The organism is Cyanobium sp. Aljojuca 7A6, assembly GCF_024346455.1.
Classification (GTDB): Bacteria; Cyanobacteriota; Cyanobacteriia; order PCC-6307; family Cyanobiaceae; genus Cyanobium.
Genome location: NZ_JAGQCY010000005.1, coordinates 35,688 through 50,956, shown reverse-complemented (window position 1 = coordinate 50,956; position 15,269 = coordinate 35,688). Strand labels below are relative to the sequence as shown.

General features: G+C 64.5%; 14 protein-coding genes. 2 read left to right on the top strand and 12 right to left on the bottom strand.

Annotated elements, in window-relative coordinates:
* Positions 1-59: 59 nt before the first annotated feature.
* The 5 genes from KBY95_RS06185 to KBY95_RS06165 all read right to left on the bottom strand — a co-directional run bounded on the left by KBY95_RS06185 (position 60) and on the right by KBY95_RS06165 (position 7,265).
* Positions 60-2,348: a zinc-dependent metalloprotease family protein gene (locus tag KBY95_RS06185; RefSeq protein ID WP_254964096.1), complete on the bottom strand. Its 2,289-nt coding sequence runs from the start codon at positions 2,346-2,348 to the stop codon at positions 60-62.
* Positions 2,349-3,357: 1,009 nt separating this feature from the next.
* On the bottom strand, positions 3,358-4,200 hold the full coding sequence (locus KBY95_RS06180; protein ID WP_254964095.1) for an HpsJ family protein: 843 nt from the start codon (positions 4,198-4,200) through the stop codon (positions 3,358-3,360).
* A gap of 318 nt (positions 4,201-4,518) precedes the next feature.
* A complete protein-coding gene (locus tag KBY95_RS06175; RefSeq protein ID WP_254964094.1) occupies positions 4,519-5,394 on the bottom strand; it encodes a hypothetical protein in 876 nt (291 codons plus the stop codon).
* A gap of 78 nt (positions 5,395-5,472) precedes the next feature.
* A complete protein-coding gene (locus KBY95_RS06170) occupies positions 5,473-6,318 on the bottom strand; it encodes a hypothetical protein (protein ID WP_254964093.1) in 846 nt (281 codons plus the stop codon).
* Between the two features lie 128 nt (positions 6,319-6,446).
* A complete protein-coding gene (locus KBY95_RS06165; RefSeq protein WP_254964092.1) occupies positions 6,447-7,265 on the bottom strand; it encodes a hypothetical protein in 819 nt (272 codons plus the stop codon).
* A gap of 555 nt (positions 7,266-7,820) precedes the next feature.
* On the opposite strand from KBY95_RS06165, the gene argS reads away from it, so the two are divergent.
* Positions 7,821-9,626, top strand: a complete 1,806-nt coding sequence (gene argS / locus KBY95_RS06160; RefSeq protein WP_254964091.1) for an arginine--tRNA ligase — start codon at positions 7,821-7,823, stop codon at positions 9,624-9,626.
* Here argS and speG read toward each other — a convergent pair.
* Positions 9,604-10,152: a spermidine N1-acetyltransferase gene (gene speG / locus KBY95_RS06155; protein WP_254964090.1), complete on the bottom strand. Its 549-nt coding sequence runs from the start codon at positions 10,150-10,152 to the stop codon at positions 9,604-9,606. The two genes, argS and speG, sit on opposite strands and share 23 nt — an antisense overlap.
* A 75-nt stretch (positions 10,153-10,227) precedes the next feature.
* Here speG and KBY95_RS06150 point away from each other — a divergent pair, with 75 nt between their 5' ends.
* On the top strand, positions 10,228-11,382 hold the full coding sequence (locus tag KBY95_RS06150; RefSeq protein ID WP_254964089.1) for a histidinol-phosphate transaminase: 1,155 nt from the start codon (positions 10,228-10,230) through the stop codon (positions 11,380-11,382).
* 18 nt (positions 11,383-11,400) lie between these two features.
* On the opposite strand, the gene KBY95_RS06145 is transcribed toward KBY95_RS06150, so the two are convergent.
* The 6 genes from KBY95_RS06145 to prfB all read right to left on the bottom strand — a co-directional run bounded on the left by KBY95_RS06145 (position 11,401) and on the right by prfB (position 15,206).
* Positions 11,401-12,156, bottom strand: a complete 756-nt coding sequence (locus KBY95_RS06145; RefSeq protein WP_254964088.1) for an MBL fold metallo-hydrolase — start codon at positions 12,154-12,156, stop codon at positions 11,401-11,403.
* Positions 12,157-12,179: 23 nt separating this feature from the next.
* Positions 12,180-12,776 carry an aminodeoxychorismate/anthranilate synthase component II gene (locus tag KBY95_RS06140; RefSeq protein WP_254964087.1) on the bottom strand — a complete coding sequence of 199 codons (597 nt, stop codon included), beginning with the start codon at positions 12,774-12,776 and terminating at the stop codon, positions 12,180-12,182.
* Positions 12,777-12,785: 9 nt separating this feature from the next.
* The gene (locus tag KBY95_RS06135; RefSeq protein WP_254964210.1) at positions 12,786-13,247 is read right to left on the bottom strand and encodes a diacylglycerol kinase family protein; all 462 of its coding nucleotides are present in this window, start codon (positions 13,245-13,247) and stop codon (positions 12,786-12,788) included.
* Positions 13,248-13,315: 68 nt separating this feature from the next.
* A complete protein-coding gene (ybeY, locus tag KBY95_RS06130; RefSeq protein ID WP_254964086.1) occupies positions 13,316-13,864 on the bottom strand; it encodes an rRNA maturation RNase YbeY in 549 nt (182 codons plus the stop codon).
* Between the two features lie 8 nt (positions 13,865-13,872).
* Positions 13,873-14,061, bottom strand: a complete 189-nt coding sequence (locus tag KBY95_RS06125) for a DUF3285 domain-containing protein (protein WP_254951583.1) — start codon at positions 14,059-14,061, stop codon at positions 13,873-13,875.
* Positions 14,062-14,080: 19 nt separating this feature from the next.
* Positions 14,081-15,206, bottom strand: a protein-coding gene (prfB, locus tag KBY95_RS06120; protein WP_254964209.1) for a peptide chain release factor 2 whose coding sequence is annotated in 2 segments (ribosomal slippage) — positions 14,081-15,130 and positions 15,132-15,206 — 1,125 coding nt in all. Because the reading frame shifts where the segments join, the coding sequence is not laid out codon by codon here.
* Positions 15,207-15,269: the final 63 nt, after the last annotated feature.

Below are 15,269 nucleotides of genomic sequence, written 5' to 3'. Positions count from 1 at the left end.
CGGTCAGGCAGCGGCTCTTGGATCTGTTAGCCGTGAAACGCCGGCGCGTAGGCAACCTGTCAAAGCAGGGGCTGGGTGGCGACCAGCCAGGGGCTGGTGGCTGAGGTGTCGAGGCCGGCGACGGGGAACGGCGACACCAGTGGATCGGAACTGGTGGGGTTGGTGGCGCCCAGGGTGGTGAGCTCAGCCAGGGCCAGAATCGGCTCGGTGCTGAAGCTCAGATCCTCGGGCAGGCCAGCCTCCAGGACTGATTGGTCGTAGGCGAAGTCGTCGCCTGCGGCCGGGGCGAGGCTGGTGCCGCCGCCGATGATCGGGTCGATCGCCTCTGTGGCGGTGTTCAAGGGCGCGGAGGCCAGCGGGGCGCCGTTGGCGTTGAGCATGAACTGCTGCTGGAGGAGTTGGCCCTCGCTGCTGGTGGGAGTGGCCAGGGTGTTAGAGGAAATGAAGTTCCACTTGCTATCCAGCGACCAGGTGCGGATTTGCCCGGTGGAGACCACCTGCCAGAGAATCTGGTTTTTGCCGTTGATGGTTTCAGCGGCGAGGATCTTCCTGTCGGCGAATTGGCTGGCCTTAAGTTGGGAGCCGCTGAAGCGGACGGCTGAGGTGACGCCGTTGATCCGAACCGAAACCAGATCGGTGCTGGTGTTACGTAGGAGTTGAACGGCACCGTTGGGATCGAGCACTTGGAGGGTTGTGTCGGTCACGGGGGGCGTGATGGTCGTGGGCGTTGTCGGGGGTTCCGTGGTCAGCGGTGTGCCATCGGCATCGACGACGAACAGTTGCTGGAGGAGTTGGCCCTCGCTGCTGGTGGGAGTGGCCAGGGTGTTAGAGGAAATGAAGTTCCACTTGCTATCCAGCGACCAGGTGCGGATTTGCCCGGTGGAGACCACCTGCCAGAGAATCTGGTTTTTGCCGTTGATGGTTTCAGCGGCGAGGATCTTCCTGTCGGCGAATTGGCTGGCCTTAAGTTGGGAGCCGCTGAAGCGGACCGCGGAGATAACACCGTTGACGCGAACGGAGACCAGATCGGTGCTGGAGTCGCGGAGCAGCTCAACGGTGCCGTTGGGATCGAGCACCAGGAGCGTGGGGTTGGAGGGCGGGGGTTGGCTGATGTTCGGAGGTTGGCTGGTGGTGGATTGAACCGCGCCACTCAGCATGTATTGACCGAGGCTGCCGTAGTCGGTGTACCCGGTGGGGGTGCTGGCGAAGGGGTTGCCGAAGCCCACCCCGTCGATGCCGAGGTAGTAGGTGCCAGCGTCGAGGTTGATGGAGAAGCTGGCTGTGGTGAGATCGGCCGGGTTGAAGGTCTGGACAAGGCTCTTGTCGGCCCGGTAGAGGCTCGCGGCGATGTCCAGGTTGGCGCCACGGGCGGAGAGGTATTCGGTGACGTAGCTGCCAGCGGTGCCGATGAAGGCCCGCGAGGCGTTGACGATGTTGAAGGACACCTGACCGGCCCCGGTCTCGAAGCGGAACATGTCGATGTCGGTGTTCCGCTCGATGATGCCGAAGCTGCTGAAGCTCAGGCCGCTCAGAGCTGTTGCCGTGGCGAAGTCGTTGCCATGGTCGTCAGCGGCATAGGTGAAGCCGTTGCCGTTGGTGATCGTGGCGAGGTCGTCCTGGGTGTTGTTGGCGTTGGTGTACTCGCCCTTGCTCCATTGGGTGAGGTTTTCGTCGTTGCCCAGCCAGGGAGCACCCATGATGGTTCCCCAGCTGGTGGGGCCGGTGCCACCATGGCCGCCGTAGTACTCGGTGGTGGTGCCGGCGCCGTCATGTTTCAGGCCGAGGGCGTGGCCCACTTCGTGGCTGGCGGTGGCTGCAGAGGTGTATTCGCCCCTGTTAAACACCAGGGCCACGTCATCGGTGCTCCAGTTGAAGCTGTTGTAGTAGGCCGTGCCGCCACCGCCGGCGTTGGTGATCGCTTTACCGGTGAGCAGGTTGAGGTTGTGGGTGAAGGCCACCCGGATGCCCCAGCGGTCATCGCCGGTGCCGAATTTGCGCAGGTTTTCGCTGCCGGGGTCCTGGGTGGTGACGTTGACATTGAAGGGCGCGAAGTCTTCAGCCACCCGTTGCCAGATCCGCTGGATTTCTGTGAGAGCAGTCGAATCGAAGCTGCTGTAGAAACTGGCCAGTTTCAGGTTGCCACCGTTTTCCCAGGGGGTGTTGTTGATGGCATAGCCGTCGAAGTCGAGGAAGATCGTCTTCGTGGCCGTTGGGTTGCTATGCAGCTGGAACACCTTGCTCAAATCCACCCCCGTGCCGAGGGTGGCGACGTTGCCCATTACCAGGGGAGCCTGGTCGGCGGTTGTGTCCCAGGCTTCGGCGCCGTCACCGCTGCTGACCGCCAGCACGGAGCAGGCCCTGCAGCCGCAACTGAGTCCCCTTGAAGAGGAGGCTGTGTCGGCGCCTGCGCTTGGTAGGGAATCGCTCAACACCTGATGACTGTTCAGAGCCACATCAGGGGTGGTGGCGATGGAGACACCCTTCTCAAAGACGGCTCCCTGGGCGCTTTGGGCCAGATAGTTGGATTCCAGCGACTCCCGGATAACGTTGGCCGAAAGGGGCGATGGGGCCGTGGTGCTGGCCAGAACAGATGGAATCAGCAGATTTGGCGTTTCAGCTGTCACTGCAGAGGCGTCAGCTAGAAGGGAAAGTGTCGTATCGGTGAAACGACTCGTTTGGTTGGAGAACTCAGGGAAGAGGAAGGAAGGCGATCGTTGGCCCCCTGCCTTTGTGGTGTAAGTCATGGCCAATAGAGGGTAAACAACAAGCGAGATCCATCCGCGCCCAAAGCATCCAACTGTTGCCAGATGGAGTCTCAGAGACATCTTCAGAGTCACTGCGCCCAAGTCACTGGGGTGGTTGACTCTGTTGCTGGGGGGGTGGTGATGGAAGGGAACCTTTTCCCCCACACACATCATCGTTCTGCAGCAGCCTGGCTGTCTTTGTGCTCAGGCCAATTCAGAAGGAGAGTTCTATGGCCAAGGCTGAGCAAGGGCTTAGGTTTTCACCGGAAGTCCTATGTGTTCGGACTCAAGAATCTTTGTATCGGCAGGCTGGCAGCCTGCCCAAGGCAAGCCAGCTGAGGCTCCTGTGACGCCATGCCTGGGCCTGGAATCGGACGGCAAGAGGGGTGGAAGAGGGGCAAACCGCAGCTGTACCAAGGAGTTTGCCTGTCCCACGGCTGGCCCGTGTAACCCTTTGTAAAGGCTTTCCGAAAGCTGAGGGCCAGCGCATCAACGGCCTAAGCGCCATTAAGCATTTCGGTGATCTGCATCACTTGTGCAGCCGTTGGCTCTTGCCCGTTCCATCCGTTGTCTTGGCGGGATGGTGCCATCCAGGACGCCTTCAGGCAAGGTCTCAGAGGGGAGGGGGTAGCCCAGTTTCCGTGGTGTCGTCGTCTTCTGGACCCAACTGGGAAAAGTAGGCTTCTGCCGGGGATGCCGTCCGTTGAGGGCCTCGGAGGCTGAACCTGGTGTGCCACTCCACCAGCAAAGGCACGTCTTGGCCCTTGCGCTGGGCGCCCATGGCGAAGGCGATGGCCAGGGCGAAGGAGGAGAGCATGACGCGCAGGCTGTCCCTGGTTGCCGCCTCGATGGCCTTGGGCGTCGGGGCCTGAATCCTGGCCTCCACCTGTTCCCTCACCTCCTTGAGGCGGGCGAGTATGGTGCGTTTGGTTTCCGGCAGCGACAGCCCCTGATCCTCGAACCGGATGCCGAGGCTGGGGGTCTGGATCGCCTGGAGGCGCGCTTGAAGGTTGTCGAGGCTGGTGGCCGTGGTGATGGACTCCTGCAACAGATCGAAGGTGCTGGTGGCGGCCGAAAGCTGGCGGGCGACATTGGCCCTGGCCGTGGCCACGCTCCGCCAGCCGGCATAGGCCTGCAGGGGAACGATGAGCAGGAAGCCGATGACGGCCACGATCGCCAGACGGGCCAGGCCGTCGCGCCGTCGTTGCAAGGTGGGATTGCCCGGATCGAGATAGGCCGCCAGGTGGAGCAGCCCGAGGGCGACCAGGGGAACCGTGGCCGAATCCAGGCAGGCGGAGATGAAGCGCAGTTGCCAGGCGGTGTCCAGCAGGCGGACGGGAAGAATGCTGGCCAGCAGGGTGATCAGGTAGACCACGAACAACGCGATCGCCATGAAGGCCAGCCGATCGGCGAGGATCGCCGAATCGAACTCTTTGAATTCCTTGTTGCTGGTCATCAGGAATGCCAGGGTTGAAAGCGGCTCTCTGGCTTGCCTGTCGGGGTGTCTGCGTGGATGTCGATGGGATGGGGCTCGAGGGCCACGGAACAGCAAGCGATCAGGCCGCTGAACTGTCTCGCAGCGGATTCACCCCCAAACGATGAATGTTGCCAGTCTGCCAACCGACCGGGCCTTTAATGTGTGACCGGTTATGACCAGGAGCGAAGACGCTGGGTGCTCCAGTGATCAAGAGGCCGGGCAGATATGGACGAATGAGCTGCTGAAAATGCAAGGTCAATGCAGCTTTGATTCCAGCCTCATGGATGGCGATGGAATTCAGGGGGTGAGGCGACCTTCGGGGGTAACGGCTTGGATGCGGCGCCGGATCTTCCGGCTCCAGCCGAAGGTTGCTGCGGCTCCAAGGATGGGCAGCGGGCCAGGAACTTCGTTTGTCGGGCCTTCATTCGGAATCCTCCAGAACGCCGCTCCTGTCACCTTTTCGCCGCCACTTTCCGTTTTCCCGTTGGCCTTTTTGACGTTCTGGAAGCGAAGGGCAATCTGGGCTTTGCTCCAACGATCGCCTGGCTCGAAGGAATTGAACAGGCCATAGAAGCGCTCGGCAACCTGGTCAGCGGTGGAGATACTCGCATCGTTGGATTTCAGCGAGAACTGAACCTTCACACTGCTTCCCCCAGTGATCCCTGTGCTGCCCGAGCCACCATGGCAACCGCTACGGCTGCTCATGCGCGCGCAGAAGTCAAAGTTGGAAAAGGGGGCGTAGGGCGCGGTGCGCAAGTTGGAGATATCCAGGGACTCCTGGGGATTGACGCGAATGCCCCGGTTGGAGTTTCCGAACACCCGGCCGTACCCGGAGGACAGGGGGTTGTAGCTCAGCAGGGAGATGGCTTCGCTGCCGTTGCCGAGCAAGGGTTCGTTGAAGGCGAATCCCACCAGGGTGCCGGAGGAGGCGCCTGAGGCCGGCGACGTGTTGGTGACGCCGAGATCCAGGGTGTAGGTGTTGCCGTTGCCCGGGTCCTTGCGGAAGTCGAAGGACATCTTGCCCTTCACGCCGGTGTTGTAGAAGCTTGTTCCGGCGATGCCGCTGTCGAAGATCACGTCGAAGGACGTCCGGGCCAGGGCGGGGGCCTCCAGCGCCAGCGAACCCGCCAGGCCACCAAGCAGCAGGAGGAGGGTTGTGGCTGGGACCCGCATGAAAGCATCCTTAATCCGCTTTCACCTTAGCAGGTAGTCTTTCACCCTGCTCAAAGTTTTCGCTCCTCGGGCCTCGACTCAGGGGGTGCGGGTGGGGTCGTCGTCCGGTGGCGCCAGCTGGGCGAAATAGTCCCCATCGGGGGCGCCGGTAGCTCCACGCGGGGGCCGACCGGCTTGCCGACGCACGCTCCAGATCGTCAGCAGCTCCACCAGCAAGGGGATGTCCTGTCCCCGCCGTTGGGCGGCGATGGCGAAGGCGAGGGCATAGACGAAGCTGGTGGCCATCAACCGGCCGGCGTTGCTGGCCACGTTTTCGATGGCTTCCGGCGGCGGGGCGATGATCCGTGTCTTCACCTGCTCCTCGATTTCGTTGAGGCGGATGAGCATCTGGCGCTTGGTTTCGGGCAGCGGCAGGCCCAGATTCTCGAAGCGGATGCCCAGCTCCGGTGACTGGAGGGATTGCAGGCGTGCCTGCAGATCCTCCAAGCTGGTGGCGGCGCTGATCGCTTCGCGGACCAGGGCGAAGTTTCGGTTGGCGGTTGTCTGTTGTGTCGTCAGCCTGGCCCTGGCTGTGGCGACGGTGCTCCAGGAGGCCAAGGCCTGCACAGGGACCAGCAGCAAGAACCCCAGCACAGCAAGAATCGCCCAACGGGCCAAGGCCTCCTTGCGTCGTACCAGCGCTGAATTGTCGGGATCCAGGTAGGCCGCCAGATGCAGCAACCCCAGACCCACCAGGGGGATGGCGGCGGCCTCGATCAGGGCGGAGCTGATGCTCAGCTGCCAGAGGGTGTCGAGGGGACGGAAGGGAATCGCCGTTGCGGCCACCCTGACGCCGTAGATGACGAACAGGGCCATCGCGAAGACCGAGAGCCGATCGGCGAGGACGGACGTCTCGGAGGGCCTGAATGGGGTGTCAGAAGCCATCTGAGATTCCAGCACCGTGTCGTGAACGAATCATGACATTGGCAAGATCTCTTCGGCGAAGTATGGAAACTCAGCAACACCGAAGAGAAAGGCAACTCATGAATAACTCTGTTCCAAAACGGATGGATTCAGGACGTTACGGCTCTTTCAGATCCAGTCACTGAGATGCGACGGCGTAACTTTCGGCTGAAGGCAAAGGCGGTTGCTGCCCCTAGGATCGGCAATGGGCCAGGCACTTCATCGCCAGGTCCCTGTGGAGGCAGGGAAGGGTATCCAGCCACTTTGTCGCTCTTGCCTGTTCGGCCACTTGATGTTGTCACGCTTTGGAAGCGGAGAGCAATCTGGGCATTCTTGTAGTCACCATCCTTAGTGAATGTCGGGCGTTTAAAAAGATCGTAAAATGATTGAGCCACTAAGCTGGCACTGTTAATGTTGGAAAGATTTGAGGCTAGGGTGAACCGAACAGAAGCTGTTTCGCCATCTTTAAGCCCAAAATCTGTATGTCCGCTACCTCCGTGGCAGCTATTGCCATCGTCACGCGCACAAAATGTAAAATTGTTGAATGGGGCGTAGGCGGCTGTTCTGGGAGTTGCCGTAGGAAATTTAAGAATTTCGTTATTATCAACGTTCACTTCTGGGTATCTGCTTGAGGTTGATGCTCCAAAAACATCTCCAAAGTTGGAGATTAATGGCTCATATTCAAGGAGTTTGAAATCTGGAGTTCTATTGGAAGCCCCAGGGACATTGAAGGCAAATGCCGTAAGGCTTCCGGAGGGATTGCCAGCAACAGGTGAAGTGTTTTGGATCGTCAGATCGAGGGTGTATTTGTTGTCGAGTGGATCTTTCTTTTTGAAGCTGAACGTCATTTTGCCACTGACTCCAGTGGCTTCAGAGCTGGTTTTCTTAGTGGTGCCGTCAAAAAGTACGTCGAAAGAGGTGAAAGCCATTGCAGGGGAGGCCCCTGTAAAAAGACCTGCCAAGCAGCCCAGCGCTAGCAGCTGATTTCGGCGGGCCGAGGCCAACATTGCAAGTAAATGAACGCCCCTTCACCTTACCACAGGTTTTGTCACCGTGCTCAAAGGTGGTTTAGCCAATCCTTAAGGCGGGAGGGCGGATTGGTGCCCCTGGCCGCCCTGGCGGCGCCCCTTCCGGCCGGATCCCTTGCCGCCACTGGGCTAGGGGGATGTTCGGCCAACGGAGTCGCTTCGGGGAACGGCCCCTTCGATCAGGTGGATTCCCTGACGACCCACCCGCTGGCTGGAGCGTGTTCTACGTCGCGCCATCGGCATGGGCGGGCGCCACTCCCGCGCTGGGCTCCGGCGGCACAAACGATCGCCGAGAAAGGGCCAGAGAGCTCGTCCCACGGATGGAGTCGGGACGTGATGCCGCTTCAGGGCTGCAGAGGAGCGGTGCAAGAAGCCCCTTGGCCGTGCCGTTAGCCGCCTGGCCGCGAAGGATGATCAGGGGGTCTGTTGCTGCCGCTGCCCCGGTTCACCGCCTCCATGCTTCTGATCGTCGAGGAACTCCAAACCCTGCTGGAAAGGGCTCTGAGCCGGGCTTTCCCCGAGGCGGCGGCCGCCGCGCGGGAGGCCGGCACGCCACTGGATCCCCAGCTCGGCCCCGCGTCGAAGCCGGAGTTCGGTGATTTCCAGGCCAATGGCGCCCTCGCCCTGGCCCGGCCCCTGCGCTTGGCGCCGCGGGCGATCGCCTCGGCGATCGTGGAGCGGCTGGCGGCCGACCCGGCCTTCGCGGCCCTCTGCCTGCCGCCGGAGATCGCCGGCCCTGGCTTCATCAACCTCACCCTGAAGCCGGAGGTGCTGGCCGCCGAGGTGGCTCGTTGCCTGGCCGATCCCCGGTTGGGGGTGGAGGCCGTGGCCGGCGGCGGTGCCCCGGTGGTGGTGGACTTCTCCAGCCCCAACATCGCCAAGGAGATGCACGTGGGCCATCTGCGCTCCACGATCATCGGCGACGCCCTGGCCAGGGTGCTGGAGTTCCGCGGCCATCCGGTGCTGCGGCTCAACCACGTGGGCGACTGGGGCACCCAGTTCGGCATGCTCATCACCCACCTCAAGCAGGTGGCCCCCGAGGCCCTCGACACCGCCGACGCCGTCGACCTGGGCGACCTGGTGGCCTTCTACCGCCAGGCCAAGGCCCGCTTTGATGCCGACGAAACCTTCCAGGCCACGGCGCGCGAAGAAGTGGTGAAGCTGCAGAGCGGCGATCCGGTGTCCCGCAAGGCCTGGCAACTGCTCTGCGATCAGTCGCGCCGCGAATTCCAGCGCCTCTACGACCGCCTCGACATCGGTCTCGAGGAGCGGGGCGAATCCTTCTACAACCCTTACCTGGAGGCGGTGGTAGCCGATCTGGCTGGCGCGGGCCTGTTGGTGAGTGATGGCGGCGCCCAGTGTGTGTTCCTTGTGGGGGAGGACGGGGCGGCCAGCCAGGCGCCGCCGGTGATCGTGCGCAAGAGCGACGGCGGCTTCAACTACGCCACCACCGACCTGGCGGCCATCCGTTACCGCTTCGCGGCTTCTCCCGATGGTGATGGGGCCCGGCGGGTGATCTATGTGACCGACGCCGGCCAGGCCAGCCATTTCGCCGGGGTGTTCCAGGTGGCCCGCCGCGCCGGCTGGATTCCCGACGACGGCCGTCTGGAGCATGTGCCCTTCGGGCTGGTGCAGGGGGAGGACGGCAAGAAGCTCAAGACCCGCTCCGGCGACACCGTGCGGCTCAAGGAGCTTCTGGATGAGGCGGTGGAGCGCTGTGAAGCCGACCTGCGCCGCCGCCTGGCTGAGGAGGAGCGCCACGAGGACGGGGCCTTCATTCAGGAGGTGGCCACCACCGTGGGCCTGGCGGCGGTGAAGTACGCCGACCTGAGTACCAATCGGATCACCAACTACCAGTTCAGCTTCGATCGCATGCTGGCCCTCAGCGGCAACACCGCTCCCTATCTGCTCTATGCGGTGGTGCGGATCGCTGGGATCGCGCGCAAGGGCGGTGCCGATGCCGCCGGCGCCGCTTTCCCCGCGCCCCTGGTGTTTGGCGAACCCCAGGAGTGGGCGTTGGTTCGCCAGTTGCTGCAGTTCGATGCGGTGATCCTGGAGGTGGAGCAGGAACTGCTGCCCAACCGGCTGTGCAGCTACCTGTTCGAGCTCTCCCAGGTGTTCAACCGCTTCTACGACCAGGTGCCCGTGCTGAAGGCCGAAGAACCGGCCCGCGGATCGCGGCTGGCCCTCTGCCGCCTCAGCGCCGACACCCTCAAGCTGGGCCTGGGGCTGCTGGGCATCACCACTCTGGAGAGGATGTGAGGCTGGCTGATCTGGCCAGATAATCCTCCTGAAGGATGTACATGCGTTTGACGTCGCGGTACTGGCCTTCGATGAAGAACTCGCCCACCAGGTGGCCTTCTTCGACAAAGCCGCATTGCTGATACAGGTGCAGCGCCTTGGCGTTGTCGACGGCGACAGAAAGGTAGATCTTGTGCAGGTTCAGGATGGTGAAGGAGTAGTCGAGGGCTTTGTGGACGCAGAACCGCGCGAAGCCTTTGCCCTGGTGCTGCGGGGCCACGATGATCTGGAACTCAGCCCGGCGATGAATGTAATCAATCTCGATCAGTTCCACCAGACCGATCAGTTCCTTGTCCTTGTTCTCGACGACAAAGCGACGCTCGGCGTTGTCGTGAATATGGCGCATGTAGAGCTCTTCCAGTTCGTCGAACGACTCATAGGGTTCTTCGAACCAGTAGGCCATCACGCTCCTGTTGTTGACCTGATCGTGAATGAATCGCAGGTCGCCCCGCTCCAGGGCCCGCAGGGCCAGCTCCGCTTTCACCACCGGATCTCCTGCGCACATGATCAAACGGTAGGGCTGCGCAGCAGGATGGCTGCCTAGCGATCCGACTCCGGCTCCGTGAGCAGTCCGACCCCAGACGAGAGCCCGGCCGTTCCCCCAGGCCCTTGGGCCCGCCCCGAGGTGGAATCCCTCACGGCCTACAGCGCCCCCCTGGAGGGACGCCGGGGCTTGCTGCGGCTCGACTTCAACGAGAACACCATCGGGCCCAGCCCGCGGGTGGTGGCGGCGATCCGCGCCATCCCGGCCGACCACTACGCCATCTATCCCGAGTACGACGGGCTGCGGGAGGCGGTGGTGGCCTCCCTGGGGGGCCGGGGCCTCACGCCGGCCCACATCGGCCTTTTCAATGGCGTGGACGGGGCCATCCATGCCATCTTTCACGCCTTCGGTGCCCCCGGTGAGCGCCTGCTCACCACAAGCCCCACCTTCGGCTACTACACCCCCTGCGCCCGCATGCAGGGCATGGCGATTGAGGCGATCCCCTACCGCCTGCCTGATTTCGACTTCCCCTTCGAGGAGATCCGCTCGGCCCTGGGACCGGCTGGATCAGCGGCGGCCCCGAGGATCTTGCTGCTCTGCAACCCCAACAACCCCACCGGCACCCGGCTGGCGCCGCAGCGGATCCTGGAGCTGGCGGCGGCGGCGCCGGCCACCCTGGTGGTGGTGGATGAGCTCTACGAGGCCTTCACCGGCGAGAGTGTGCTGCCCCTGCTGCTGGCGGCTGGGGCCAACGGCGATCCCTTCGCCGCGGTTCCCAACCTGCTGGTGCTGCGCTCCCTGGCCAAGACGGCCGGCCTGGCGGGACTGCGCATCGGCTTCGCCATCGGCGCACCGGCCCTGGTGGAGCGGGTGGGCCGGGTCTGCGGCCCGTACGACATCAACAGCTTTGCGGTGACGGCGGCCCAGGCCGCCCTGGCTGACCAGGCCTATGTGGACGCCTATGTGGCCGAGGTGCTGCGCGCCCGCGACTGGCTCCTGAAGCAACTGCGGCAGGCGGGGGTGCGCCACCACGCCGCCGGCGGCAACTACCTGCTGCTCTGGCCCCGTCGCCCCGCAGCCGAGGTGGAGGCTGACCTGCGCCAGGCCGGAATTCTGGTGCGCTCCATGGCCGGCAAGCCGCTGATCGACGGCTCCCTGCGGGTCAGCCTGGGCAGCAGCGAACAGATGGGCCAGTTCTGGCAGGCCTACCGGCGGATCGATGGGCTGAACTGACGCCTCAGAGAGGACGGCTCAGCGCAACACCTCAACCACCACCCCATCCCCCAGCGGGGGCACCAGGCTGATGGAGCGGCCGCTGCTGCGCCGCACCGTGGCACCCGCCATCGCTTTGAGGAATGGCTCCACCGACCCCTGATCGCAGCCGGCCGGGGGCTTGCCACTGTTGTATTGCACCGGAATCACCCGGCGGGCCTGCAGCTCCCGGGCCACTTCGGCCGCTTCCTGGCCCGTATAGACCTTGCCGCCGCCGCCCACGCCGATGATCAGCACGTCCGGGCGTCCCAGCAGCACGCGATCGGCGGGGCTGAGGCGGCCGGCAGTGCCGCCGAGGTGAGCGATGTCGAGGCCGCCCTGGCGCCAGCGCCACAGGGTGGCGTTGCCGAAGCGGCGGCCCCCCACCCGATCATGGGGGGCGGCGATGCCTTCGATCTGCAGCCCGGCCAGGCGGTAGGAGCCCGGCTTGACCAGGAACTTGCCGCTGGCCACCTGGGCGCCCTCATCCTTCAGCAGGCTGCTGGCCAGGATCACATCGGCGCTGACCCGCGGTTCGCTCAGGCCGGCGGCGCAACCCACAGCCTGGAAAGGGTTGAGCAGCACCCGGGCTCCGCCCCCCTGGATCATCAGGGCGCTGTGGCCGAGGTTGGTGATCGTGACACCGCCACCCTTCTGGGCCATCGCCGGCAGCGGCAGGGTCAGTCCGGCTGCCAGGGCCAGACTGACCCCCAGGCGCAGGCCGCTGGTGGTGGTCCTGCAGGTGGGGTGAACCATGGAATTGGTCATGTGGCGCGAAACTAGCAGTGGGCCGCCTGACGCAGGAAATTAGCCAGCAGTTGGTGACCGGCCTGGGTGAGCACGCTCTCCGGGTGGAACTGCACTCCCTGCAGGTGGCGATAGTGGCGGTGCTGCAATCCCATGATCGTGCCGTCCTCCAGCCAGGCGGTGATCTCCAGGCAGTCGGGCAGGCTGTCGCGCTCGGCGATCAGGCTGTGGTAGCGGGTGGCGGTGAGGGGTTCGGGCAGGCCTTCGAACACGCCCGCTCCCCGGTGGTGCACCGGTGACGTCTTGCCGTGCATCAGCTCGCCGGCCCGCACCACCCGCCCCCCGAACACCTGGGCCAGGCACTGGTGCCCCAGGCAGACCCCCAGCACCGGCACGGTGGGCCCGAGGTCCCGCAGCACTTCCTGACAGACCCCGGCCTGGTCAGGATCGCCGGGGCCAGGAGAGATGAGAATCGCCGCCGGCTGGAGGGCCCGGATCTGCTCCAGGTCGAGGGCGTCGTTGCGCTCCACCCGCACCTCGGCGGCCAGGGGATGATCGGGGGCCAGTTCACCCAGGTACTGCACCAGGTTGAAGGTGAAGCTGTCGTAGTTGTCGAGAACCAGAAGCATGGGGATGGTCTAGACGCCGAGGCGGATCAGCAGGGGGGGCACGAGCAGCAGCAGGGCAATCAGCAGCGAGGAGAGGGCGGCGACGAGCACGGCGGCGGCGGCGCAATCCTTGGCGATGCGGGCCAGGGGGTGGAACTGGCGGCCGATGGCCAGATCCACCACCGCCTCGGTGGCGGTGTTGAGCAGCTCGAGCACCAGCACCGCCGCCACGGTCAGCACCAGCACGGCCAGGCGATCGACGGCCAGCCGCAGCCACAGCCCCAGGCCGAACACCACAACACCGGTGAAGACGTGGATACGGAAGTTGCGCTGGCTGGCGAAGCCGTAGGCCAGACCCTGGGCGGCATAGCGGAAGCTCGCCGGCAAGTCGCCGGCCACTTTCCAGGCCCCCACCCGCAGGCGCCTGCCGCGCCGCTGAACGTCACTGGTCACATCGCGCAGAGCCGGCGGTTGTTCCTCGGGAACGAGCATTGGCATCGCACCGCCGTTGGAGGGGCAAGGCGAACACTACCGCCGTTGGACGCGTCGAACAGCCTTTGTCAGGACGGCGACGCCCGCAGCAGCGCCGTCTGCCGCTCCAGCATCGCCGCCAGGCTGGCCTCATCGGGGTGGTCCCAGCCCAGCAGATGCAGCAGCCCGTGGCTGGCCAGAAACAACAGCTCCTCCGCCAGGCCGTGGCCGGCGTTGCGGGCCTGCCGCTGGGCCGTGTCCAGGGAGATGACGATGTCGCCCAGCTCCAACCAGGCCTCGCCGCACCCCTCTAGGGCTGGCGGCGCCTCCTCCTGGGCGGCGAAGGCCAGCACGTCGGTGGGGCCGCTGCGGTGGCGCCAGGTTTGGTTGAGGCCTGCGATGGTGGCGTCGTCGCAGAGTTGCAGCCCCAGGCTGTAGCCCGGCGCCCGCAGCGGGGCCGGCAACTCTGGGCCCAGCTCGGCCAGCCAGGCTCCGAGGTGGGTGCCCCAGAGCGTTTCGGCCAGGGCGGGATCCACCAGGGGGCTGCCTGGGACGGCCATGGCGGCGGCCCAGGCCCCCGGCTCCAGGCTGAAGGCCAGATCAATCTCCGGTGTTGACACCGCCGCTGGGTCTGTCATCGGTGTGCTCATCCGGGCAGGCTGGGCCTCCCCAGCCAGGCGATCAGCAACAGGAAACCGCTCAGCCCCAGGGCGGTGAGGCCGAAGTGGAGCAGGCTCTGACGTCCCTTGCGCACCATGTTGCGCATGGCCAGCTTCACGAAGCTGGGGTTCTCCTGGCCGGGGGCAGCGGCGCTGGACGTGGCGGATTCGGGCATCGGGTGGCTGGAGCAGGGGTCAGGCGGCCGCGTCGGCGGCGATCTCCACACCCTGGCGCAGCAGCGCCTGGATGAAGGGATCCAGATCGCCGTTCATCACCCCTTGCACGTCGGTGGTCTCCTGGGCGGTGCGCAGGTCCTTCACCATCTGGTACGGGTGGAACACGTAGTTGCGGATCTGATTGCCCCAGGCGGCCTCGACGATGTCGCCGCGGATGTCGGCGATTTCCGCCGCCCGTTGCTCCTGGGCGATCACCAGCAGCTTGGCCATCAGCAGGGCCATGGCCTTCTCCTTGTTCTGGAGCTGGGAGCGCTCCTGGGTGCAGCGCACCGCCAGGCCCGTGGGGATGTGCAGGATGCGCACCGCTGTTTCCACCTTGTTGACGTTCTGACCGCCGGCGCCGCCGGAGCGGGAGGTGGTGACCTCCAGGTCCTTCTCGGGAATGTCGAGCTTGACGTCCTCGTCGAGCTTCGGCATCACTTCCACCCCGGCGAAGCTGGTCTGGCGCTTGTCATTGGCATTGAAGGGCGAGATCCGCACCAGGCGGTGGGTGCCCTTCTCGTTGCGCAGGTAGCCATAGGCGTAACGACCGTCGATTTCGATCGTGCAGCTCTTGATGCCCGCCTCTTCCCCTTCGGAGAGCTCGTCCACGGTCACCTTCATGCCGTGGTCCTCGGCCCAGCGGGTGTACATCCGCATCAGCATCAGGGCCCAGTCCTGGGCGTCGGTACCGCCGGCCCCCGCATTGATCGAGATCACGGCGCCTTCCTTGTCGTAGGGGCCGTTGAGCAGGCGCTCCAGTTCCCAGCGGTCGAGGTCGGCACGCAGGGACTGCAGCGAGGTGTTCGACTCCGCCAACAACTCGTCGTCGGGTTCCAGGTCGTAGAGCTCAAGGGTGGCCTGGCCATCATTGATGCTGGCCCGCCAGGCGGAGAGTTGCTCCAGCTGGGCTTTGACGTCATCCAACTGACGCATCTTCTTCTGCGCCGTGGCCTGGTCGTCCCAGAACCCGGGCTGGGAGGCCAGCTGTTCGAGGTCCCGTTGACGCGCCTTCAGAGCCGGTACGTCAAAGACAGTCCTGGGCATGGCCCAGGCGATCGGTGAGTTCGGAGAGGTCGCGCTTGAAATCGGTGAGGTCGAGCACCGCAGCCAGCAGATCTTGTGCCACGACCGTATCAGGTGGGGCGTGGTGTCTCCCCTTAGGCTG

Bases quoted from the DNA above. Each gene is read 5' to 3' on its own strand.
- KBY95_RS06170 (WP_254964093.1), bottom strand. From the start codon at position 6,318: ATGGCTTCTGACACCCCATTCAGGCCCTCCGAGACGTCCGTCCTCGCC.
- KBY95_RS06140 (WP_254964087.1), bottom strand. From the start codon at position 12,776: ATGCTTCTGGTTCTCGACAACTACGACAGCTTCACCTTCAACCTGGTG.
- KBY95_RS06165 (WP_254964092.1), bottom strand. From the start codon at position 7,265: ATGGCTTTCACCTCTTTCGACGTACTTTTTGACGGCACCACTAAGAAA.
- KBY95_RS06145 (WP_254964088.1), bottom strand. From the start codon at position 12,156: ATGGTTCACCCCACCTGCAGGACCACCACCAGCGGCCTGCGCCTGGGG.
- KBY95_RS06125 (WP_254951583.1), bottom strand. From the start codon at position 14,061: ATGCCCGAATCCGCCACGTCCAGCGCCGCTGCCCCCGGCCAGGAGAAC.
- ybeY (WP_254964086.1), bottom strand. From the start codon at position 13,864: ATGACAGACCCAGCGGCGGTGTCAACACCGGAGATTGATCTGGCCTTC.
- KBY95_RS06175 (WP_254964094.1), bottom strand. From the start codon at position 5,394: ATGCGGGTCCCAGCCACAACCCTCCTCCTGCTGCTTGGTGGCCTGGCG.
- KBY95_RS06180 (WP_254964095.1), bottom strand. From the start codon at position 4,200: ATGACCAGCAACAAGGAATTCAAAGAGTTCGATTCGGCGATCCTCGCC.
- KBY95_RS06135 (WP_254964210.1), bottom strand. From the start codon at position 13,247: ATGCTCGTTCCCGAGGAACAACCGCCGGCTCTGCGCGATGTGACCAGT.
- argS (WP_254964091.1), top strand. From the start codon at position 7,821: ATGCTTCTGATCGTCGAGGAACTCCAAACCCTGCTGGAAAGGGCTCTG.